This is a genomic window from Pseudoalteromonas sp. SWYJZ12 (assembly GCF_015864395.1).
GTDB classification, from domain to species: Bacteria; Pseudomonadota; Gammaproteobacteria; order Enterobacterales; family Alteromonadaceae; genus Pseudoalteromonas; species Pseudoalteromonas arctica.
Map to the genome: position 1 here is coordinate 222161 of NZ_JADYXH010000006.1, position 22031 is coordinate 244191.

A 22031-nucleotide genomic window follows, 5' to 3' on the forward strand; every position below is an offset into this window, starting at 1 on the left:
TGACCCAACAATAGGAGTACAACATGGAACCGGAAATTTTTGTTGATATCCTAAGTGACGCTCTTTTTTTAGTTATTAAGCTGGTGTCTGCAATTGTAGTCCCAGGCTTAATTATTGGTTTAGTTGTTGCTGTGTTTCAGGCCGCGACGTCTATCAATGAACAAACATTGAGCTTTTTACCTCGTTTATTAATTACCATTAGTGCGCTTATTGTGGGTGGGCATTGGCTTACTCAAGAGCTAATGGACTTTTTTACTCGCCTAGTATTACTTATTCCTGAAATTGCAGGTTAAACGTGGAATACCCATTTGCTGTCGTTATTCAATGGTTGAGCGATTTTTTGTTGCCGCTGGTACGCATTAGCTCAATGATTATGATTATGGCTGGTTTGGGGGCTAAAAATGTTCCTACACGTATAAAAATGGGTTTATCGGTTGTTGTAACTTTTGTTGTAGTTCCTGTTCTGCCCCCAGCTACATTCACTAATTTATTTTCGTTTGAGATGATTTTAGTCGTTATTCAACAAATGCTGATTGGTGTTGCTATTGGTTTTGCATCTATACTTTTATTAAATACTTTTGTGTTAGCAGGGCAAATACTCGCGATGCAAACCGGTTTAGGTTTTGCTTCGGTTATTGACCCTTCTAATGGTGCGAGTGTGCCTGCTGTGGGCCAGTTTTTTCTTATTTTGGCCACCCTATTATTTTTTGCTTTTAACGGTCATTTAATGATGATTCAAATGGTGGTGCATAGTTTTCAAGTGCTACCCATTGATGGCACATGGTGGTCTGTAGATCATTACTGGGACATAGTGACCTGGGGTGGCTGGATGTTTACTACAGCACTTGTACTCTCACTTGCACCGCTTACCGCGATGCTCGTTATTAATATGTCGTTTGGTATTATGACGCGTGCAGCACCGCAATTAAATATTTTCTCTATTGGTTTTCCGTTTACCTTGGTAGCGGGGCTTATTATTATTTGGGCGACACTAGGTAACTTTGTTACTCAGTTTGAGTTTCAATGGTTAAAAATGGTTGAGCTAATGTGTACTTTAGTTGGTTGCTCACCTTAGGAGAAAGTCATGTCTGAAGACTCAGGACAAGAAAAAACAGAAGAACCCACATCCAAAAAGCTTGAAGAATCTAAAAAGAAAGGCCAAATAGCGCGCTCAAAAGAGCTAGGTACTATGTTTGTACTTATTTTTTCGGCTATATCGCTTTTGATGTATGGGCCAGAAATTGGCAAAGGTTTATACAATGTAATGGGCCGAACCCTTAGTTTAAATCGCAACGAAGCCTTTGATACCACTAAAATGTTTGCCGTATGGGGAGAGGTTGCAGACGCTTTAATGTTTCCTATGGCTATGTTTGTATTAATTATAGTTTTGGCTGCATTTATTGGTAATACGTTACTAGGTGGTTTTAATTTTAGCTGGGAAGCCGCTGCACCTAAAGCAAGTAAAATGTCGCCAATGAAAGGCTTTAAACGTATGTTTGGCCCGCAAGCGGCTATTGAGCTTGTAAAGTCACTTTTAAAATTTGGCTTGGTTGCAAGTTTTGCTATATTTTTAATTAATACCTATTTTGATGAAATACTGCATTTAAGTTTAGAAAGTGCACCGGGTAATATTATCCATGCCTTAGAGATTTTAGGCTGGATGTTTTTAGGTCTTTCGTGCACTTTAATTATTATTGCGGCTATTGATGCACCATTTCAAAGTTATAACCATAACAAACAACTTAAAATGACAATGCAAGAGATTAAAGATGAGTATAAAAACTCTGAAGGTGACCCACAAATAAAAGCGCGTATTAGGCAAACTCAAAGGCAAATGTCGCAAAACCGTATGATGCAAGATGTCCCTGACGCTGATGTTATTGTTACCAACCCAACTCACTACTCAGTAGCATTAAAATACGATACAGAGCGCGCAGGAGCGCCAATAGTGCTTGCTAAGGGTATCGATGAAATGGCGATGCAAATTAGAAAAGTAGCAATAGGGAATGAAGTACCTATTTTAGAATCCCCTATGTTGACCCGAGCGCTTTATCATACGGCTGAAGTAGGAGAGCAAATACCCGATCAGCTATTTACTGCAGTAGCGCAAGTTTTAGCGTATGTATTTCAGCTTAAGCGCTTTAATAAAGGACGCGGTAAACGTCCAACTAAGCTCAATAACAAGCTCCCAATCCCCGATGCCTACAAGTATTAAACCGTTAACTTAGTAACCTGGAATAGTTATTGCAAATTCTACGTAGTGTCAATTTTTTGAAATTGTAGAATTATGAGTTTTAAAGCGGTATTACAACAACTTAACAGAGACAAAAAAGACTATGCCAAAGGGGTAGGTACTCCTTTGCTTGTGCTTGCAGCCTTGGGAATGGTGATCTTACCGTTACCGCCATTTTTACTCGATATCCTTTTCTCGTTTAATATTGCCCTCGCATTAGTGGTTTTACTCGTGACTGTTTACACGATGAAGCCGGTTGAGTTTGGTATATTCCCCTCTGTATTACTAATCGCTACGATTATGCGCTTAGCGCTTAATGTTGCCAGCACTCGAGTTGTATTACTTGAAGGTCATAACGGTGGGGATTCTGCTGGGAAGGTAATTGAAGCGTTTGGCTCAGTTGTTATTGGTGGTAACTACGCAGTTGGTTTGGTCGTATTTTTAATTCTGATCATTATTAACTTTGTGGTAATTACTAAAGGTGCTGGGCGTATTTCTGAGGTATCTGCACGTTTCACCCTTGATGCAATGCCGGGTAAACAAATGGCAATTGACGCCGATTTAAACGCTGGTTTTATCAGTGCCGAGCAAGCGCGTGACCGCCGCGAGGAAGTAACTCGCGAAGCTGATTTTTACGGCTCAATGGATGGTGCGAGTAAATTTGTAAAAGGCGATGCCATTGCAGGTATTGTTATATTAATCATCAATATTGTTGGTGGTTTATTTGTCGGTATGATTCAACATAATTTGAGTTTTGGCAACGCAATGGAAGTATATACATTACTTACCATTGGTGATGGCTTAGTTGCTCAGCTCCCTTCTTTACTGCTTTCAATTGGTACCGCGATTGTTGTAACACGTCAAAATGAGTCGCTCAATATGGGTGACCAATTTAAGAAACAACTAGGTAACGAAAAATCACTCTTTATTGCTTCAGGTATTTTGATCATCATGGGGTTAGTGCCTGGTATGCCGCATTTTGCTTTTTTAAGTTTAGGTGCGTTATTGGGTTATTTAGCTTACTACACACAGCAAACTAAGTTAAAAGCCGCTGCAGCAGAAGCCGAAGAAGCCGCCAGTGGCGGAAGCGCTGCAACAGGTATTGCCAATAAACAAGAGCAAAAAGAACTTGGTTGGGATGATGTTCAGCAGGTTGACGTAATTGGCCTAGAAGTAGGTTACAGATTAATTCCGTTGGTAGATCAATCTCAAGGTGGTGAGCTACTTAATCGTATTAAAGGTGTACGTAAAAAGCTTTCTCAAGAACTTGGTTTTTTAGTACCACCTGTTCATATTCGCGATAATTTAGAGCTTGATCCGAATGCTTACAGAATAACGTTAATGGGTGTTTCAACCGGTGAAAGCGAACTTAAACATGGCGACGAGCTAGCGATTAACCCAGGGCAAGTATTTGGTCCTATTAAAGGGGTTGAAACTAAAGATCCTGCGTTTGGCCTTGATGCAGTATGGATCAAGCCTGATCAAAAAGATGAAGCGCAATCACTAGGTTATACCGTTGTAGATTCAGCCACGGTAGTTGCCACTCATATTAGCCAGTTATTAACTAACAGTGCGGCGTTGCTACTAGGGCATGAAGAAGTTCAAAACCTGCTTGATATGCTTGCTAAAAGCCATCCTCGCTTAGTAGAAGGACTAGTACCTGATGTGTTGCCATTAACTGCAATTGTAAAAGTACTGCAAAATTTATTGAATGAAGGTGTAGCTATTCGCGATATGCGCTCAATTGTTCAAACCCTTGTTGAATATGGTCCGCGTAGCCAAGACCCTGATGTATTAACGGCTGCAGTGCGTATTTCCCTGCGTAGATTAATTGTTCAAGATGCGGTGGGAATGTCATCAGAAATTCCTGTCATAACCTTGGCGCCTGAGTTGGAACAGATGTTGCATCAGTCATTACAAAATGCAGGTGATGAAGGTGCCGGTATTGAGCCAGGACTTGCAGAGCGACTTCAAGTGTCATTAACACAAGCGCATCAAAATCAAGAAATGGCCGGTGAACCTTCTATATTGCTAACGTCAGGAATGTTACGCACTGTGTTATCTCGTTTTGTTAAGTACACCATTCCAGGATTGAGAGTGATGTCTTATCAAGAGGTACCAGATGAAAGACAGATAAAGATTGTTAGCTCTGTAGGGCAACAATAAGATTTTAACAGGGGTTGAATCATGAAAATTAAACGTTTTTTTGCTAAAGATATGCGCACAGCACTTAAAGAAGTTAAAGATGAATTAGGTGTTGATGCGGTTATTATGTCAAATAAGAAGCTGGCTAACGGTGTAGAAATTGTAGCGGCAGTTGATTATGACAAAGCAGCCCCTAAAGTAGCAGCGCAACCACAACGTAATGCTGAGCCTCGTGCTCAAGCGCCACAGCAAAGCATGCATAACTTTGTAAGACCAGAGCCACAGCGTGCTAAGCCTGAGCCACAAGCAAAGGTTGCTGACAGCTTACAAGCATTACTAGAGCGACAATCACCGCGTCCTCGCTCCCCTGAACTTGCTTCTATGTTTTCACAATCGGGTATTGATACTACCGATAACTATCAAGAGCCGGCTGCGCAGCCGCGTACTAAAAATATGTTTATTCCTGAAAGTGCAGCGCCAGTTCGCCCACAAACTCAAGCCGATAGTTTAGGTTTTGATGATTTAGACCGCGATTTTGATGATTTAGATAGCCCGGTAACTGCTCGCCCACAAAATAAAAATAATGAAAGCGAAGAAATGACAACAATGCGTGAAGAAATGAACGCGATTCGTCAGTTACTTGAACATCAAGTATCAGGTTTAATGCAACAAGATATGGCGCGTCGCGATCCAACGCGTGCGTGCATGGTTGACCGTTTAGTCGGTATGGGTATTGATAAAGAAGTCGCGCAACAAATGGCATGTTTCGTACCTGACGACGTGTCTCGTCAGCAAGGCTGGAAAGCATTGCTAACAATGGTTGAAGATCAAATGCAAACAACCAATAACGAAATACTTCGCCAAGGTGGTGTATATGCGTTAGTGGGTCCAACAGGTGTGGGCAAAACCACGACAGTTGCTAAGCTTGCAGCTCTAGGTGCACAAAAGTATGGCGCCGATAAAGTTGCCTTAATAACCACTGATACGTACAGAATTGGTGCTTATGAGCAGCTTGCAACTTACGGTCGTATTATTGGTTGTGGTGTAAAACAAGTTAAAGATGCTAATGAGTTAGCTGAAGTTTTATATCATTTACGAAATAAACGTCTAGTGTTAATTGATACGGCAGGTATGAGCCAGCGAGATTTACGCTTAACTGAGCAGTTAAATACGTTAATGCGCAACCAGCGTGTGGATATTCGCAGCTACTTAGTACTCAGTGCCACAGCGCAAATTAATGTACTACAAGAAACTGTACGCCACTTTAAAAAAGTACAGTTAAGTGGTTGTATTTTTACCAAGTTGGATGAATCATTAAGTTTGGGTGAGATTATTAGTATTGCGATTCAAAATCGCCTTCCAATAGGGTATCTTACTAATGGACAACGAGTACCAGAAGATATTCGTGTTGCAAATGCTGAAAAACTAGTGAAAAAGGCTGAGCAATTATATTTAAAAAGAACAAAAGCACAACATTCAAGGCATCAAGCAGTGGCGCCAAGTACAGTAGGGATGTATGATTAACACAGTATTAGATCAAGCAAGCGGCCTGCGCAAAATGAGTCAAAACAATAACAACGGCGTTAAAGTTATCGCTGTAACCGGTGGTAAAGGTGGGGTGGGGAAAACAAATGTTTCTCTAAATACTGCTATAGCACTAGGGCAGCAAGGTAATAGAGTACTAGTACTGGATGCTGACTTAGGTTTGGCAAATTGTGATGTGATGCTTGGTTTACGTGTAGAGCGTAATTTGTCACACGTTTTGTCTGGTGAATGTGAGCTTGACGAAATTTTAGTTGAAGGTCCTGCTGGTATTAAAATTGTACCCGCTACATCGGGTTCGCAAAGTATGGTTGAGTTATCACCATCGGAGCATGCTGGACTAATTCGTGCGTTTAGCGAATTGAATACCGAATTCGATATTTTAATTGTAGATACAGCCGCTGGTATTTCAGACATGGTGCTAAGCTTCTCACGAGCAGCACAAGATGTAATGGTTGTAGTGTGCGATGAACCAACATCAATAACCGATGCTTACGCACTTATTAAAGTATTAAGCCGCGAGCATGGTGTTTATAAGTTCAAAATTGTTGCAAATATGGTCCGCAGTATGCGTGAAGGTACTGAATTGTTTGCAAAACTATCTAAAGTTACCGATCGCTTTTTAGATGTGTCAATGGAGCTAGTAGCAACGGTTCCCTATGATGAAAATATGCGCAAAGCAACGCGTCGTCAAAAAGTAATAGTAGAGCTCTTTCCTAATTCGCCAGCCGCTCTCGCGTTTAAAGCGCTGGCAACCAAAGCAGTTAAATGGCCAATACCAAACCAACCATCTGGGCATTTAGAGTTTTTCATTGAGAAACTAGTAAACGGTTAATTATGACAATATTGGTGAATAGAGCTATGGGATATCAATCAACACAAAACTTAAATGTGATTGTTGAGAAACATGCATCACTTGTCAAAAAAGTGGCATGTCATCTAATTGCTCGATTACCACCTAGCGTTCAGCTTGATGATTTAATTCAATCAGGAATGATAGGTTTAATAGAAGCTTCAAAAAACTTCGATGCAACTAAGGGCGCAAGCTTTGAAACCTTTGCAGGTATTCGTATTCGCGGTGCCATGCTTGATGAAATGCGCCGTGGTGATTGGGCTCCTCGTTCAGTACATCGCAAAAGCCGGCAAGTTGCAGAAGCAATTACAGGACTCGAAAGTAGTCTTAATCGCGAACCAACAGATACAGAAGTTGCTGAAAAACTTGAAATTTCACTCAATGAGTACCATCATATTTTAAATGATGTGAATGCGAGTAAAATACTAGGTATTGAAGACCTTGGTGTTGATGAGGATGTTATAACTCCCGTAGGCCAAGATTTAGCGCAAGATAAACCTTTTAATAATGTTAAAAATGATCGGTTTAATGAGTCTTTGCTAAGTGCAATTAAGTCATTACCAGAGCGTGATGCAATGGTACTTTCTTTATACTATAACGATGAAATGAATTTAAAAGAAATAGGACATATACTCGATGTAAGTGAATCGCGTGTAAGTCAGATACATGGTCAGGCGATGATTAAGCTTAAAGCTAAAATCAATGACTGGATAAATTAGTAGTAAGCAAACAAAGGTTAATACCTCACTGGGGGATGTTTTGGATAAAAACATGAAAATTCTTGTAGTCGATGATTTTTCAACGATGAGACGCATTATAAAAAACCTGTTACGTGATTTAGGTTTCACTAACGTTCAAGAAGCTGATGACGGGTCAACAGCTTTGCCTATGTTGCAAAATCAAGTGTTTGATTTTGTAGTTACTGATTGGAATATGCCGGGAATGCAAGGTATTGACCTTTTAAGAGCAATTCGTGCAGATGATAAGTTAAAACATATCCCTGTATTAATGGTAACGGCAGAAGCTAAAAAAGAACAAATAATAGCTGCAGCGCAAGCTGGCGTTAATGGTTATATTGTTAAGCCTTTTACGGCTGGAACATTAAAAACTAAGTTAGAAAAAGTATTTGAACGCTTAGGCTAATGATGGGGGAGAGGCTTATGCCAGCACCAGCTGCGCCTCAAATAACGTTAGAACAAGCTCGACAGCTCGTTATTTTTTTAGAAAATGATGAGCAAGATAAAGCAAATCAGTTAATTTTAGAGACTGCCTCGCAAGAGCAGTCTGAATTATTTGCTGAAGTTGGAAAGTTGACCCGTCAATTGCACGAAGCACTTAAAAGCTTTGATCTTGATACTCGTTTAACAGATTTAACAACAGATGCTATTCCAGATGCTAAAAAGCGGCTTAATTATGTTATAGAAATGACAGAAAATGCGGCTAATAAAACAATGGATGCTGTTGAGGCTAGTTTACCTATAGCCCAGCAATTAGCAGATGAAATATCTCATATCAAACCGACATGGGATCGTTTAATGAGTCGCGAAATTGAGTTAGGTGAGTTTAAACAACTTTGCCACAGCATCGATAAGTTTATGAATAACTCTCATCATAAAACCGATGAGCTTCAAAGCTTAATGACAAATGTACTAATGGCTCAAGACTATCAAGACTTAACAGGTCAAGTTATTCGCCGTGTTATAGAACTTGTTAGAGAAGTAGAAGAAAGCTTACTTCATCTTTTAACAGCATTTGCTGAACAAGATGACAGTGACAACACAGCGAATAAAGTAGAACAACAAAAAATAAAAGAACCAGTTGCCACACAAACTTTAGCAGGTCCTGAAGGCCCTATTATTGATAAAGAATCGCGTAATGATGTTGTATCTGATCAAGATGAAGTCGATGATCTTTTATCAAGTTTGGGCTTCTAAGAGGAGAGTAACTGCATGTTTGAAGTCGATGAAGATATTTTACAAGACTTTCTTGTAGAGGCAGGAGAAATCCTAGAGCTTTTATCTGAACAGTTAGTTGAACTGGAAAATAATCCAGAAGATACCGAGTTACTAAATGCCATATTTAGAGGCTTTCACACTGTAAAAGGTGGGGCAGGCTTTTTAGCTATGACAGAACTTGTTGATGCTTGTCATGGCGCTGAAAACGTATTTGATTTACTACGTCAAGGTGTGCGAACGGTCAATTCAGAGTTAATGGATGTTATTTTACAAGCGCTCGACACCATTAATGAAATGTTCGCGACTATCCAAAATAGGGATAAGCCAGAACCTGCAGATCCTGAATTACTTCATACTCTTCATATTTTAGGTCTACCACCAACAGAAGATGAGCTTAACGGTGTATCTTCGAACAATGAAGTTGAACAACCTCAAAGCGAAGTAGTTGATACGCCAATAGTTGATGACGAAGATCCGTTTGCGTTTGATGAACTATTTAGCGGAACGCCTTCGGTTAGCGATGCTGAAATTGATGAAATAACTGAAGATGAATTTGAAAACTTACTGGATGAACTACACGGTAAAGGACAAGGTCCTGCAATTGAAAAGCCGGTAATAAGTAGCAATGACTTTAATGGTGACATTACTGATGATGAATTTGATAGCTTATTAGATGAGTTACATGGAGTTGGCAGTTTTGGTGAGGTTGCGAGTAAAGCACCTGAACAAAGTAATGCAGTTAAAGCGTCTGTAGAACCAGCTAAGGCGGCGTCAAATATTGCTAATTCATCAGATGATGAAATTAGTGATGACGAGTTTGAAGCGCTTCTTGATGAACTTCATGGCAAAGGTACTGCACCTAAATTAATAGAAAGCACTCCTGCTGTGAAACAGCCCAATATTCCAGCTAAACCAGCTGCAAAAACGAGTGTGCCTGTAAAAAAACCAGAACCTGTAAAAGCACCCGCTTCTAAACCGGTAGAAAAACCGGTTGCTAAAGCAGCGCCAGCAACGCCTAAAAAATCAGCGCCACCAGCAGCAGAGACGACAGTTCGCGTAGATACAAAACGACTTGACCAAATTATGAATATGGTTGGTGAGTTAGTACTTGTGCGAAATCGTTTGGTTAGTTTAGCGACCAACTCAGACAGTGAGGCAATGGGTAAAGCAATCTCTAACTTAGATGTAGTGACTGCTGATATTCAAGGCGCGGTTATGCAAACACGAATGCAACCAATTAAAAAGGTATTTGGTCGTTTCCCTCGCGTAGTACGCGATTTAGCACGCAGCTTAAACAAAGACATTGACTTACAACTTGTAGGTGAAGAAACCGATTTAGATAAAAACTTAGTGGAAGCACTAGCCGATCCGCTTGTGCATTTAGTTCGAAACTCAGTTGACCACGGTATTGAAATGCCAGCTGTTCGTGAGGCTGCCGGTAAGCCTAGAACAGGTAATGTTACTTTATCAGCGTCTCAGGAAGGCGACCATATTTTGTTGACCATTAAAGATGATGGCGCTGGTATGGATGCTGAGAAACTGAAAAAAATAGCAATTAGTAAAGGCGTACTCGACCACGATCAAGCGAGTCGACTTTCTGACACTGAAGCATACAACCTCATTTTTGCACCTGGCTTTTCTACAAAAGAAGAGATATCTGATATTTCAGGTCGTGGTGTTGGAATGGATGTGGTGAAAACTAAAATCACCCAATTAAACGGCTCTGTAAGTATTCAATCTGAGTTAGGTGTAGGTACCATTTTAGAGATAAAAGTACCACTTACCTTAGCTATATTACCGACCTTAATGGTAATTGTTGGCGCACAAACATTTGCGTTACCACTTGCTGGTGTTAGTGAAATATTCAACTTAGATTTAACGAAAACAAATGTGGTTGATGGGCAATTAACAATTATTGTGCGTAAGAAGGCAATACCGTTATTCTACCTCGAGCACTGGTTAGTTAAAGGCTCAGATCGCTCACAGCGAAAAGCAAAAGGCCATGTAGTTATTGTGCAAATTGGTACGCAGCAAATTGGTTTTGTTGTTGACTCATTAATTGGCCAAGAAGAAGTTGTAATTAAACCACTTGATGCGTTACTACAAGGTACCCCAGGTATGGCAGGCGCAACAATTACTTCAGATGGTGGTATTGCACTGATTTTAGACGTTCCAAACATGTTAAAACATTACGCAGGCTAATAATAAAGTAGGTATATATTTAATATATACCTACGCATAAATTTAATAAGAGAGCTAAATGGCCGTTAAAGTTTTAGTTGTTGATGATTCAAGCTTTTTTCGCCGCAGAGTAAGCGAAATTCTTGAACAAGATAGCGACATACAAGTTATAGGCTTTGCTGTGAATGGCAGAGAAGCTGTTGAAAAAGCAGCTCAGCTACGTCCAGATATGATCACTATGGATGTCGAAATGCCTGTGCTTGATGGTATTAGCGCAGTTAAAGAGATAATGGCGAGTAATCCAACGCCTATCTTAATGTTTTCATCACTAACACGTGATGGCGCAACAGCAACGTTTGATGCGCTAGATGCTGGAGCAATGGATTTTTTACCGAAAAAATTTGAAGACATCGCTCGCAATAATGAAGACGCTATAAAGCTTTTACAAAATAAAGTGAAAGATATAGGGCGAAGACGTTTACCGCGAACGTTTAAAGCTGCAACACCACCTAAGCCAGTAATATCAAGTAAACCGATAACAAGCTCACTTTCGCAAAGAACAAACACACTAACGCCTTCGATAAAACAACCCGATAGAAGCTTTCAAAGAGCAGCACCTACAACACCGTCAGGTTCTAATGTTGCCTCAATGCGAGCAAGTGGAAAGCAATACCAGCTTGTAGCTATTGGCACTTCTACAGGTGGCCCTGTTGCACTACAAACTATACTGACTCAATTGCCAGCTAATTTCCCTCACCCTATTTTGCTTATTCAGCATATGCCTGCGGCTTTTACACCTGCATTTGCGGCACGTTTAAATGGTCTGTGCCAAATAAAAGTGAAAGAAGCGCAACAAGGTGACCGCTTACAACCAGGAACTGCTTATCTAGCGCCTGGCGGACAGCAGATGATGGTAGAAGGGCGTGGTGCAAATAGAACTCTGCGCGTATTTGAAGATCATAGCGAGAGAATAAGTTATAAACCGAGTGTAGATGTAACTTTTGCCAGTGCAGCAAAAACGTATCAAGGCGATGTGCTTGCTATCGTTTTAACAGGCATGGGCGCTGATGGACGTGACGGTGCAAGAATGTTAAAACAAACGGGTGCAACCATTTGGGCACAGGATGAAAAAAGCTGTGTTGTTTATGGAATGCCTCAAGCCATTGCTAATGCGGGGCTTTCGAGTGAAAGCTTAGCATTGAGCGATGTTGCAGCACGTATAAAGAGAGAGGTAGGTTGTGGATAAACTCTCAATATTTGGACTATTTGTAGCACTGGGTGCAATAGGTCTAGGTTACTCTTTAGAAGGCGGCGTTGTTTCTGCTTTATTTAATGGTCCTGCCCTTATTATTGTATTAGGCGGCACGCTTGGTGCTGTTATGTTGCAAACATCAGCAAGTACCTTTAAAAAAATGCTAAATATGAGCTCTTGGGTTTTTGTTGCGCCACAATATGATATTGAAGATGCAATAGAACAAGTTAAGCGATGGTCTCATAAGGCACGTCAAGAAGGTTACTTAGCGCTTGAAAATGAAGCGCTAGCTCACCCAGATGCATATGCAGCAAAAGGTTTAAGCTTGCTTGTAGATGGCTGCTCAGAGCAAAAACTACGTGACACGCTTGAAATTGATTTACTGCTAGAACGCGATCGCTTGCTTGAAGCCGCACGTGTTTATGAAGCGATGGGGGGCTACAGTCCTACCATTGGTATTTTAGGTGCTGTGCTTGGTTTAATACAGGCAATGTCGTTTATTACCGATCCACAAATGCTTGGTGCAGGCGTTGCAACGGCATTTATCGCGACCATTTATGGTGTTGGTTTAGCTAATTTATTGTTTTTACCTATGGCAAATAAGTTAAAACAGCGTGTAGAGCAAAAAATGCTTTACCATGAAATGCTTGCCGAAGGTGTGATTGCGATAAGCGTTGGTGAAAGCCCAGTAAATATAGAATTAAAGCTTGAAGCCTACCGTGTAGAGCGTCCTAATTTAGTGGACGAATAACATGCTACGCCGACGACTTCGTCACTCTGCTCCAAAAAGTCAACATACAGAGCGTTGGCTTGTATCGTATGCCGATTACATGACCATTATGTTTGCTTTTTTTGTGGTGCTGTATGCGATAGCGATCAACAAAGAAGAACAATTTCAAATATTGTCAGACTCCCTTGAACACGTTTTTGATAAATCTGCCCGCCAGCACTCCCAGCAAGGTGAGGGCGTCAATGGTAATGGAATATTGACTGATAGAGTGACACCTGAACAAGAAGTTCTTTATGGTGAAAGTATTTTAAAAGAAGAACAAGGCCCAGAGTTACTCGACGGTCAAAGTGATACAAGTAACATACAACAAAAATATTTAGGAAAACCACTCGATAGCTTACTTGCTAAGCTGCAGTCAGCGCTTATTGATGAAATTCGTGATGGAGAAGCCAGTTTAGAGCTTAATCAAGATTGGCTGATTATAGAGCTAAGCTCAGGTATGTTATTTTCAAGTGGTAGCTCAGTTGCACACTCTAGGGCAAAGCAAGTCGTCAAAATTGTTAAAGATATTATTGCTCCAGTAGATAACTATATTAGGGTGCGTGGCTATACTGATGATGAAAGTATTCGCAATGAAATATTTCGCTCAAATTGGGAACTCTCGGTTGCTAGAGCAACATCTATTTTAGTAGAGCTGGAAGCATTAGGTATTAATTCTGCCAGAATGGCGATAGAAGGTTATGGTCAATATTCACCTTTTGTAAGTAACGATACAGAACAAGGGCGAGCAGAAAATCGTAAAGTTGTTATTGCACTTTCTAAGTATGGTTTACCACCAATACAAGACATTAAAGGTGATGAACAAGCCGTCAAGCCAGTAGCGGAAGAGCCTGAAATTGAGCTTCCTTCAGATGACGATACAATAAAAATAATTCGTTTGCCTCATGGTGGTATTCGCATAACAACGCGCAATGAACAGTAATTAGGATGTAATGTGAAGATTTGGACTGTCGCAAATCAAAAAGGTGGTGTTGGTAAAACAACAACAGCAGTGAGCCTTGCTGGTATTTTAGCTTTGCAGGGTAAGCGTGTGTTGCTTATTGATACAGATCCTCATGCATCACTCACTTATTACTTTGGCATTGACTCAGAAGATTTGGAAGTCAGCGTATATGATATTTTTGCGCGTGGCACGAGCATGCAAAGTGAAGAGATACTTCAAGCTTTATGCCCATCAACACTTGAAAACCTAGATATTTTACCCGCAACAATGGCGATAGCCACGCTTGATAGAAGCATGGGTAATAAAACAGGTATGGGATTAATACTAAAAAAAGCGCTTGCAAAAATCAGTGAACATTACGATTATGCCATTTTAGATTGCCCCCCAGTTTTAGGGGTGTTAATGGTTAATGCGCTTGCAGCAAGTGAGCGAATTTTAGTGCCAGTGCAAACGGAATTTTTAGCACTGAAAGGGCTTGATAGAATGATGCGCACTATGGAATTAATGCAAACCTCTCAAGCGAAAGATTATCAATATACTATAATCCCTACTATGTATGATAAACGTACTAAAGCATCGTTAGAAGCATATAAAACACTTCAAAGTACGTATGGTGATAAAGTCTGGCCAGGTGTGATACCGGTAGATACTAAATTTAGAGATGCAAGCTTTGCGCAAAAAGTGCCTGTAGAGTATTGTCCTCGTTCGCGTGGTGTATACGCATATAAAGCACTGCTAGAATATTTAATTGAACAAGGTTAATGAATGAGTAAGCAATTATTTGCTAATGAAAAAGTAATGAAACAATACCTAGGGGCTTTGTTATGTGAAGACGAGCCTGTAGATAACCTTGAGCCAGTCGCAAAATTACTTGAGCAAATGCCACACGACTCGCAGCAAGAACATATTCATTTAAAACCAAAAGAACAGATAAAAGCGGCAGAAAAAATATTTAATCAAGACTTACTTAATTCTGAAATTAAGCCAATAGTTGAACCGATTTTTGAAGCCGCAAAAGTTAATAAAGCCATTGACGATGAAGTAATAGAGCCGATAAGTACGACTACAGAAGAACCAGAACCACAGATTATAACCACTAGCCAATCTGACTATTTTGATGGTGAATTTCAGGCATTATTTTTTGAAGTTGCTGGTTTAACATTGGCTGTACCATTAAAAGCATTAGGCGGTATACATCAATTAGGTGAAGTAAATCATTTATTTGGTAAGCCAAAGTGGTTTAAAGGCGTTATGCTCAACAGAGAAGAAAAACTTAATGTTGTTGATACTGCTCGTTGGGTAATGCCAGAAAAGTATGATGATAAATTAGAGGCGTCTTTAGATTATCAGTATTTAATTACCTTAGGTGATAGCCAGTGGGGCTTATTAGCTGAAAAGTTGATAAATAACATTACATTGAGTAAAGAAGATGTAAAATGGCGTACAAATAAAAGTAAGCGCCCATGGCTTGCTGGTGTTATAAAAGAAAAAATGTGTGCTTTAATAGATGTAGATAATTTAAATATATTATTAGAGAAAGGCTTAGATAGCCGTCAGTAGTAATGACCATTACGGGGTAATAGCATGAATCAAGATAAATTACTGTCAGCAAATAAAAACGCAGATAATAATGATGAAATTTTACAGTGGGTTACGTTTAAGCTAGAGGAAGAAACCTACGGCGTAAATGTAATGCAAGTACAAGAAATACTTCGTTATACAGAGATAGCCCCTGTACCAGGTGCACCTTCTTACGTTATTGGTATTATTAACTTACGCGGTAACGTTGTAACTGTTATTGATACTCGTGCACGTTTTGGTTTGTTAGCTGCTGATGCAACCGATAATTCTCGTATATTAATTATTGAAGCTGAAGAGCAAGTTATCGGCATTTTAGCCGACAGCGTATCTGAAGTCGTTTATTTACGCAGCTCTGAAATCGATAGTGCACCAAATGTTGGTACTGAAGAAAGTGCTAAGTTTATTCAAGGCGTTTGTAATCGTGATAATGAGCTACTGATTTTAGTCGATTTAAACAAGTTACTCAGCGATGATGAATGGGATGAGTTAAGCGATATATAAGCTTTACCAAATAAATTATGCTGTTACTTAGTATAGCTATATCAGCGTTAGCGGTAGGTCTTATATCGCTTGCGCTAATAATTGCATTAAAAAACAAACAAGTGAATGAAATTAATGCTGTATTACAGCAGCTTAAAGATAGCTCAGAGCAAACTCATATTTTGCGAAGTGAAATTTCAGAGCTTAGAACAGGGCTTTTAAGTATTGGTAAGCGAGTGCTTGAGGTTGAGCAACAAAATCAAGATTTGATACAGCAACAAGCTGCGCAGAAATACGATGACCCTGATGCTAAAATTTACTCTCGTGCAGTAAAAATGGTTGAGTTAGGTGCGGACCTCGATGAGGTGATACGCGAATGCGAATTACCGCGAGCAGAAGCCGAATTACTATTTTCACTACATAAACAAAAAGGCGCTTAGCGCCTTTTTAGCTATAAGCGTATAAATAATCTCACGCTTTAATATTTAACTTACCTTGAAAGTCTTGCCAGCCTGGCGGAAATTGACCTCTTAATACATACGAAAACGCAATAAGCTCTGCAATTACATAATAAAGCTCTTTAGGGATTTCTTCCCCTAAGCTTAAATGCGACAACGTTTTAGCAAGCGCTGCATCTTCGTGGATCATAATCCCTTTTAATTTTGCTGCTGCAATTATTTCGTCAGCTAACTCACCAAACCCTTTTACGCTTACTGTGGGGGTGTTGCCAGCTTCGTATAAAAGCCCAATGGCTGACTTATTAATGGGTGCATCGCTCATTACTAAACCTTAATATTAATAATTGCATGAGATTTATAAAATGCCTGATTATTTGTATCGCCTCGCTTTAAGTTGAGTTCTCCAACTTGTAAACCATGCTTAGCTAGTTTGGATCTTAAATTATCTAAGTGAGGGTGAGCAATTGCGCTTACTTCTTGGCTTGAGGCTAATAGCTGGCAATCGAGTGCTTTATCCATTAACTCAGCGGTAATCTGTAACTGCCCAATCTGTGCATAATCAAAGTTTAACCTGACAAACCATACATTTTTATCTTCTAATTTATCTGCGCTTGGCTTTTTATATTGTCCCAATGTTATTTCTGTTTGGGCGGCCTCAGGCGGCAATTTCATTGGTAATAAAAATTGCGCAAGCGGGTTTGTGTCTGGTTGTTGATTTGGTGTTGAAACACTTACTTGGGTAAGTGTGTTTTTAACTTGTACGATTTCGCTAGCCAATGCTTGAACTTGAGCTTGCTGCAGTTGCTCAAGTATTTTTGCTCCCGCGTTTCCTGTTTTAAAAGTAGGTATGAGTACTTGTAAAAGTGCATCTAAGCCAGTTTGGTTATTAAAGCTTATCGGTGTTACTGATTGGCTAATTATAGGGGCTGCTAAAATACTCACTGCAACTTGTTCAAGTCCTTTAGTGAAGCTACTTTGTAGAATATCACCCGTTAATTGAGATGGCTGTAAGGTGGCTAATACTTCACGCTGTATGGTCGCAGGGTTAATATTATTACTAGAGACCATGCGATTAAATGCTTGGTTAATTAAGCGAGTTAAATCGGGCGTGTCTTTTGTTGCTCTATTTGTAATATCAGTAATTTGACTACTTAAAAGCTGTTTGTTACCAGCTACTCTATCCGTAGGGATTGTGGTATCAGGAAGCTTTAATAGTGTGCTTAATAGCTTTGCTTCTATTGGTTGTAGCATTTGACTACGAGAGGCAATATTAGATAACGGCTCTGCTAATGGGAGCATATTTTTAATCGAGGCTGGGTTTACACTGTTTTGATTGTTGCCGTTTATTACTGGTTGCACTGAAGACGTTGTTTGCCCTTTAGTAGCAACTTCACTTGTAGGCTTAATTAACGTATCAACTTTACTGTTAGTACTAATACTCCGAGCACTCAATTGACTCGCGTTTAAATTACTTGGCTTAGCGCTCGCCACTTCATTTTGAGTAATGTTACTTGTTATTGGCGTGTAGGTTGTTGCTGTGTTTGAAGGTGATTGCCAAACACTAACACTTCCTTTTATTTGCTGAGTTAATTGTACAAGTGGCGGGAGTCTTGAAAAGTGCTCTGGTAAAGTATTGCTAGTATTGCTATTTAACGCAGTACTTATATTTTGAGTAATGTTAACTCTATTTAACGGTGATACTGTTAATTGCGTAACTAAGCCCGGCCTTTGTATCGCAGATGATCCAGACGGCGGCATTAACTCAGATTTATTTGCTGCTGCAAAGGGCTTACTTTCAAAATATTTAACTGCATCATTAATTCGCGTTTTTAAATCACTAAAGCTATTTTGTAGCCACGACTTTATTGGGCTATCAGGTGTAAGCAGTGGGCTTGCTTTAATAGTGGGCGCAGAAAAATGTATTTCAGAGACACTGCTTTTTTGAGCTAAAAGTAACTCGTTAAACGGTTTAGAAAATGAGTTATTAAGCGTCACTTTTATATTATTAGTATCGGTTTTAATAAGTAATTTATCAGCCTGATTTATTAAATTTACCTTAATGGGCGTGCTAGGTAGCTCACTAACTTGTTGATTAGTAATAGGCGTTGTAAACGAACCTGACTTTTGAGGATGAGTCAAAATAGCTAGTTTAGGTGTTGCTTGAAGTTGCGCACTAGGTAATAAGGCCACGAGTAATTTAGTAAGTTTAGTTTGGCTAAGTGGTTGCGTATGAATTGTATCTGCAAAGCGATTAATAACATTAAGCTGTGCGCCTTTGTTAGTAGTGCTAACAACTACTTTTAAAGGCTGCTCGGTTAAAAGTAACTGCGCTACGTCTTTATTTATGGCAATACTGGCGTTAAGTTTATCAATTACTAATTTTGGGGTAGGGGACATAACCACTTGTAAATCCATTGGTTTGCTTTGTACTTCAGTGCCCGTGCTTACATAATTTAATAAACGCTGTAATTGTACTGGTTGATTTAAAGTAAGGGTTGTAGTGTTTGGCGTGATGTTGAGCTGTTTGCCATCGGGATTAAGTTGTATGTTAGCACTGGCTATTTTTTGTAAATTTTGAGGTGCGCTTGTAGTGCCAAGTCTTAATGTCTGCCAATGTTTATCAATAAATACATCAAGCGTAATCGAGTCTTTCGAAAATTGAATGTTTTTAGCCGCAAGCACCTCATTAGGTAATTGCGATAACTCATTGGTTTGAGGGTTTGTCGATTGATTGATAACCAATGAATTAGATAATGTTATTTGCGTTGGCGTATTCATTATTTTAAATCAAGTTTTCTCTATTTTAAGTGAATCGATTTTAAAGCAATATTCGTATTACCCTATCATTATGGTAGACTAACGCCTAATTTTTGGCAGAGAGAATCGTCATCTTGTTACACATTAAGTCCGTCACCTGCATCAAGCAAGATCGTTGTTTGTTTGCGGATCTTAATTTTAGCCTTAATAGCGGTCAAATCATGCAATTAGCGGGTCCTAATGGGGCTGGTAAAACATCGCTATTGCGTATTATCGCAGGCTTTTCTGTGCCTGATGAAGGAGCTGTTTTATTTCAAGAACAGCCTATATCTAAGTATTACGAAGAGTATGCCAGAGAACTACTCTTTATAGGCCACAAAACAGGTGTAAATACTCAGCTTAGTGCAGTTGAAAATGTTCGTCATTGGTTACAAATTAATGGCTACATAAACCAGCCTGACTTGTATCCCATTTTAGCGCAACTTGGCCTTGTTGGACTTGAAGATGTACCGGTTAGAATGTTATCTGCTGGACAACAAAGACGTGTAGCTTTGGTTAGGCTTTGGTTAAGTGATGCTAAATTATGGGTACTTGATGAGCCATTTACCGCGCTTGATAAAAGCGGTGTTGCCTTTTTACAGCAGCGATTTACCGAGCACTTACTAAACGGTGGAGCTATTTTGTTAACGACCCACCAAGATTTAACGACCCATTTTAGTAACTTGCAAACGGTTACACTGGAGTATCGTCACTAATGACTCGTCAACATTCTTATTGGTTGCTATTTAGTGCGGTATTTACCAAAGATGTAAAACTTGCGTTTCGCCAGCGCGCTGAAATTGTAAATCCTATTTTGTTCTTCTTAATTGTAATTTCATTATTTCCGTTAGCAATCGGGCCTGAGCCTGGTTTACTAGCGAGAATGGCACCGGGAATTATTTGGGTTGCCGCACTACTCTCTACCATGCTGGGCTTGGATAAACTGTTTAGAGATGATTTTAACGATGGCTCGTTGGAGCAGTTAATTGCATCGTCTTACCCGTTATCGTTAACCGTACTTGCTAAAGTAGCCGCTCACTGGGTGGTAACAGGTTTACCGCTTGTATTAATGACGCCGCTGTTTGCATTGTTGTTAAACCTAGAAAGTACGGCGTTAACAGCAACCGTTTTAACATTATTATTAGGCACACCATTATTGAGCTTTATTGGCGCAATAGGCGCTGGGCTTACTGTGGGATTACAAAAAGGGGGTATTTTGATGAGTTTACTCGTACTGCCTTTGTATATTCCTGTTTTGATTTTTGCAACGTCGGCTATCGATACCAGTACAATGTCGCTGGATTATAGTGGGCAGCTTGCCATCCTTGGTGCAATGTTACTTATTGCTATTATTAGCGCACCAATTGCCATATCGTCAGCTTTAAAAGTGAGTGTAAGTTAATGTGGAAGTGGTTACATCCCTATGCTAAAGCAGAGCGTGCATACCAGTTATGCAATACGTTACTGCCTTATTTTGCCGTAGTTACTGTAGTTAGTATGATTGTTGGATGGGTATGGGGGCTTGGTTTTGCACCTGCCGATTACCAACAAAAAGACAGCTACCGTATCATCTTTATTCATGTTCCTTCTGCCATTTTATCTATGGGGGCTTACTCATCAATGGCTATTGCAGCTGTTGTTGCACTTGTATGGCAACTACGAAATGCCGAACTTGCCGTTATTGCTATAGCGCCTGTTGGTGCTTGTATTACAGCTATAGCGCTTATTACTGGCGCTGCATGGGGTAAACCTATGTGGGGTGCTTGGTGGGTATGGGATGCGCGTTTAACGTCTGAACTTATTTTATTATTTTTATATCTTGGCGTGCTATCGCTTTATCATGCATTTGAAGATAAGAAGTCAGCAGGGCGTGCAGCTTCTATTTTAGCAATTGTGGGCGTAATTAACTTACCTATTATTCATTACTCAGTTGAGTGGTGGAATACGCTACACCAAGGCGCAAGCATTACAAAACTAGACACCAAAGCAATAGACCCAAGTATGTTTTGGCCACTTATGGTTAATATTTTAGCCTTTGCTGCTTTTGTAGGAACAGTGACTTTAATTCGTCTTAAAAATGAAATTTTACAACGCGAAAAGCACCGACCGTGGGTGCGTTTGTTGTTAAATAAGGGGTAATTATGCAATTTGACTCTTTTTCTGATTTTATTGCAATGGGAGGCTACGGGTTTTATATCTGGCTTTCTTTTGGTACATGCGCTCTTATTTTACTTGGTATTTTAGTGAACTCTTTAAGAGATACTAAACGTATTATGGCTTCAGTTGAGCAACAAATAATACGTGAAGCGCGAATTAAAAAAGCTAAACAGGAACAAGCCTCATGAATCCAAGACGTAAAAAGCGCCTATTGGTAATTATTGCCGTACTGTTTGGTATTGGTGGATCAATTGGTTTAGTGCTTTATGCACTTCAAGAAAATATTAATCTTTTTTATACGCCAAGCGAACTTATTGATGGCAAAGGGCCTAATAAAGAAAAACCATTCATTGGCCAAAAGCTACGTATTGGTGGCATGGTTGTACCAGGCACGGTTGAGCGTAATGAACAGAGCTTACAAGTAAGCTTTAAGCTAATTGATACAGGTCCATTAGTGACCGTGCGTTATCAAGGCATATTGCCAGACTTGTTTCGTGAGGGGCAAGGCATTGTAGCGCAGGGCGTATTAATCGAACCTAATGTTATTGAAGCATTTGAAGTGCTCGCAAAGCATGACGAAGAATATATGCCAGCAGAAGTTGCTGAGGCAGTTAAAGGTATTAAACACGAAAAACCAAAATACAACTTAGATAGTGGTAATTAGC

24 protein-coding genes are annotated in these 22031 nt (G+C 39.8%); 22 read left to right on the forward strand and 2 right to left on the reverse strand.

What is annotated here, in order from left to right; translation table 11 throughout:
• Positions 1 to 23: 23 nt before the first annotated feature.
• The 17 genes from fliQ to I6F42_RS10215 all read left to right on the forward strand — a co-directional run bounded on the left by fliQ (position 24) and on the right by I6F42_RS10215 (position 16395).
• Positions 24 to 293: a flagellar biosynthesis protein FliQ gene (fliQ, locus tag I6F42_RS10135; protein ID WP_002959325.1), complete on the forward strand. Its 270-nt coding sequence runs from the start codon at positions 24 to 26 to the stop codon at positions 291 to 293.
• Between the two features lie 2 nt (positions 294 to 295).
• On the forward strand, positions 296 to 1075 hold the full coding sequence (gene fliR / locus I6F42_RS10140; RefSeq protein WP_007585805.1) for a flagellar biosynthetic protein FliR: 780 nt from the start codon (positions 296 to 298) through the stop codon (positions 1073 to 1075).
• Positions 1076 to 1084: 9 nt separating this feature from the next.
• On the forward strand, positions 1085 to 2215 hold the full coding sequence (flhB, locus tag I6F42_RS10145; RefSeq protein ID WP_007585806.1) for a flagellar biosynthesis protein FlhB: 1131 nt from the start codon (positions 1085 to 1087) through the stop codon (positions 2213 to 2215).
• A 72-nt stretch (positions 2216 to 2287) separates the two neighbouring features.
• Positions 2288 to 4399 carry a flagellar biosynthesis protein FlhA gene (gene flhA, locus I6F42_RS10150; RefSeq protein WP_010553901.1) on the forward strand — a complete coding sequence of 704 codons (2112 nt, stop codon included), beginning with the start codon at positions 2288 to 2290 and terminating at the stop codon, positions 4397 to 4399.
• Positions 4400 to 4420: 21 nt separating this feature from the next.
• Complete coding sequence (gene flhF, locus I6F42_RS10155; protein ID WP_010553900.1) at positions 4421 to 5902, forward strand: flagellar biosynthesis protein FlhF; 1482 nt, start codon at positions 4421 to 4423, stop codon at positions 5900 to 5902.
• Positions 5895 to 6755 (forward strand): MinD/ParA family protein, encoded by an 861-nt coding sequence (locus tag I6F42_RS10160; RefSeq protein WP_010553899.1) that lies wholly within the window; start codon positions 5895 to 5897, stop codon positions 6753 to 6755. Before flhF ends, I6F42_RS10160 begins: the two co-directional genes overlap by 8 nt.
• Before the next feature lie 26 nt (positions 6756 to 6781).
• Positions 6782 to 7492, forward strand: coding sequence for an RNA polymerase sigma factor FliA (locus I6F42_RS10165; RefSeq protein WP_033012732.1), 711 nt, complete (start codon positions 6782 to 6784; stop codon positions 7490 to 7492).
• 40 nt (positions 7493 to 7532) lie between these two features.
• Positions 7533 to 7916, forward strand: a complete 384-nt coding sequence (cheY, locus tag I6F42_RS10170; protein ID WP_008132609.1) for a chemotaxis response regulator CheY — start codon at positions 7533 to 7535, stop codon at positions 7914 to 7916.
• 17 nt (positions 7917 to 7933) lie between these two features.
• A complete protein-coding gene (locus I6F42_RS10175; RefSeq protein WP_010553897.1) occupies positions 7934 to 8707 on the forward strand; it encodes a protein phosphatase CheZ in 774 nt (257 codons plus the stop codon).
• A 15-nt stretch (positions 8708 to 8722) separates the two neighbouring features.
• On the forward strand, positions 8723 to 10930 hold the full coding sequence (locus tag I6F42_RS10180; RefSeq protein WP_197152041.1) for a chemotaxis protein CheA: 2208 nt from the start codon (positions 8723 to 8725) through the stop codon (positions 10928 to 10930).
• A gap of 58 nt (positions 10931 to 10988) precedes the next feature.
• Positions 10989 to 12155: a chemotaxis response regulator protein-glutamate methylesterase gene (locus tag I6F42_RS10185; protein WP_197152042.1), complete on the forward strand. Its 1167-nt coding sequence runs from the start codon at positions 10989 to 10991 to the stop codon at positions 12153 to 12155.
• Complete coding sequence (locus tag I6F42_RS10190) at positions 12148 to 12912, forward strand: flagellar motor protein (RefSeq protein ID WP_007585825.1); 765 nt, start codon at positions 12148 to 12150, stop codon at positions 12910 to 12912. Before I6F42_RS10185 ends, I6F42_RS10190 begins: the two co-directional genes overlap by 8 nt.
• A gap of 1 nt (position 12913) precedes the next feature.
• A complete protein-coding gene (locus tag I6F42_RS10195; protein ID WP_007585826.1) occupies positions 12914 to 13873 on the forward strand; it encodes a flagellar motor protein MotB in 960 nt (319 codons plus the stop codon).
• A 12-nt stretch (positions 13874 to 13885) separates the two neighbouring features.
• On the forward strand, positions 13886 to 14656 hold the full coding sequence (locus I6F42_RS10200) for a ParA family protein (RefSeq protein WP_007585827.1): 771 nt from the start codon (positions 13886 to 13888) through the stop codon (positions 14654 to 14656).
• A gap of 3 nt (positions 14657 to 14659) precedes the next feature.
• Complete coding sequence (locus I6F42_RS10205; protein ID WP_197152043.1) at positions 14660 to 15454, forward strand: chemotaxis protein CheW; 795 nt, start codon at positions 14660 to 14662, stop codon at positions 15452 to 15454.
• Between the two features lie 24 nt (positions 15455 to 15478).
• Positions 15479 to 15976, forward strand: a complete 498-nt coding sequence (locus I6F42_RS10210) for a chemotaxis protein CheW (RefSeq protein WP_002959294.1) — start codon at positions 15479 to 15481, stop codon at positions 15974 to 15976.
• Positions 15977 to 15993: 17 nt separating this feature from the next.
• The gene (locus I6F42_RS10215; RefSeq protein WP_007585829.1) at positions 15994 to 16395 is read left to right on the forward strand and encodes a DUF2802 domain-containing protein; all 402 of its coding nucleotides are present in this window, start codon (positions 15994 to 15996) and stop codon (positions 16393 to 16395) included.
• A gap of 31 nt (positions 16396 to 16426) precedes the next feature.
• On the opposite strand, the gene I6F42_RS10220 is transcribed toward I6F42_RS10215, so the two are convergent.
• Complete coding sequence (locus I6F42_RS10220) at positions 16427 to 16735, reverse strand: EscU/YscU/HrcU family type III secretion system export apparatus switch protein (RefSeq protein ID WP_007585831.1); 309 nt, start codon at positions 16733 to 16735, stop codon at positions 16427 to 16429.
• Between the two features lie 2 nt (positions 16736 to 16737).
• Positions 16738 to 19191 carry a flagellar hook-length control protein FliK gene (locus I6F42_RS10225; RefSeq protein ID WP_010553892.1) on the reverse strand — a complete coding sequence of 818 codons (2454 nt, stop codon included), beginning with the start codon at positions 19189 to 19191 and terminating at the stop codon, positions 16738 to 16740.
• A 113-nt stretch (positions 19192 to 19304) separates the two neighbouring features.
• Here I6F42_RS10225 and ccmA point away from each other — a divergent pair, with 113 nt between their 5' ends.
• Genes ccmA through ccmE form a run of 5 tightly spaced genes read left to right on the forward strand, consistent with a single transcriptional unit; the run spans position 19305 to position 22030 of the window.
• Positions 19305 to 19925 carry a cytochrome c biogenesis heme-transporting ATPase CcmA gene (gene ccmA, locus I6F42_RS10230; RefSeq protein ID WP_096058052.1) on the forward strand — a complete coding sequence of 207 codons (621 nt, stop codon included), beginning with the start codon at positions 19305 to 19307 and terminating at the stop codon, positions 19923 to 19925.
• Positions 19925 to 20611 carry a heme exporter protein CcmB gene (gene ccmB, locus I6F42_RS10235; protein ID WP_002959286.1) on the forward strand — a complete coding sequence of 229 codons (687 nt, stop codon included), beginning with the start codon at positions 19925 to 19927 and terminating at the stop codon, positions 20609 to 20611. The genes ccmA and ccmB overlap by 1 nt, the downstream gene beginning before the upstream one ends.
• Entirely contained in the window at positions 20611 to 21348 is a 738-nt protein-coding gene (locus I6F42_RS10240; protein WP_007585844.1) for a heme ABC transporter permease, read from the forward strand. The genes ccmB and I6F42_RS10240 overlap by 1 nt, the downstream gene beginning before the upstream one ends.
• 2 nt (positions 21349 to 21350) lie before the next feature.
• The gene (gene ccmD, locus I6F42_RS10245; protein WP_007585846.1) at positions 21351 to 21554 is read left to right on the forward strand and encodes a heme exporter protein CcmD; all 204 of its coding nucleotides are present in this window, start codon (positions 21351 to 21353) and stop codon (positions 21552 to 21554) included.
• Positions 21551 to 22030 (forward strand): cytochrome c maturation protein CcmE, encoded by a 480-nt coding sequence (ccmE, locus tag I6F42_RS10250; RefSeq protein ID WP_007585848.1) that lies wholly within the window; start codon positions 21551 to 21553, stop codon positions 22028 to 22030. Before ccmD ends, ccmE begins: the two co-directional genes overlap by 4 nt.
• The last annotated feature ends 1 nt before the right edge of the window (position 22031 follow it).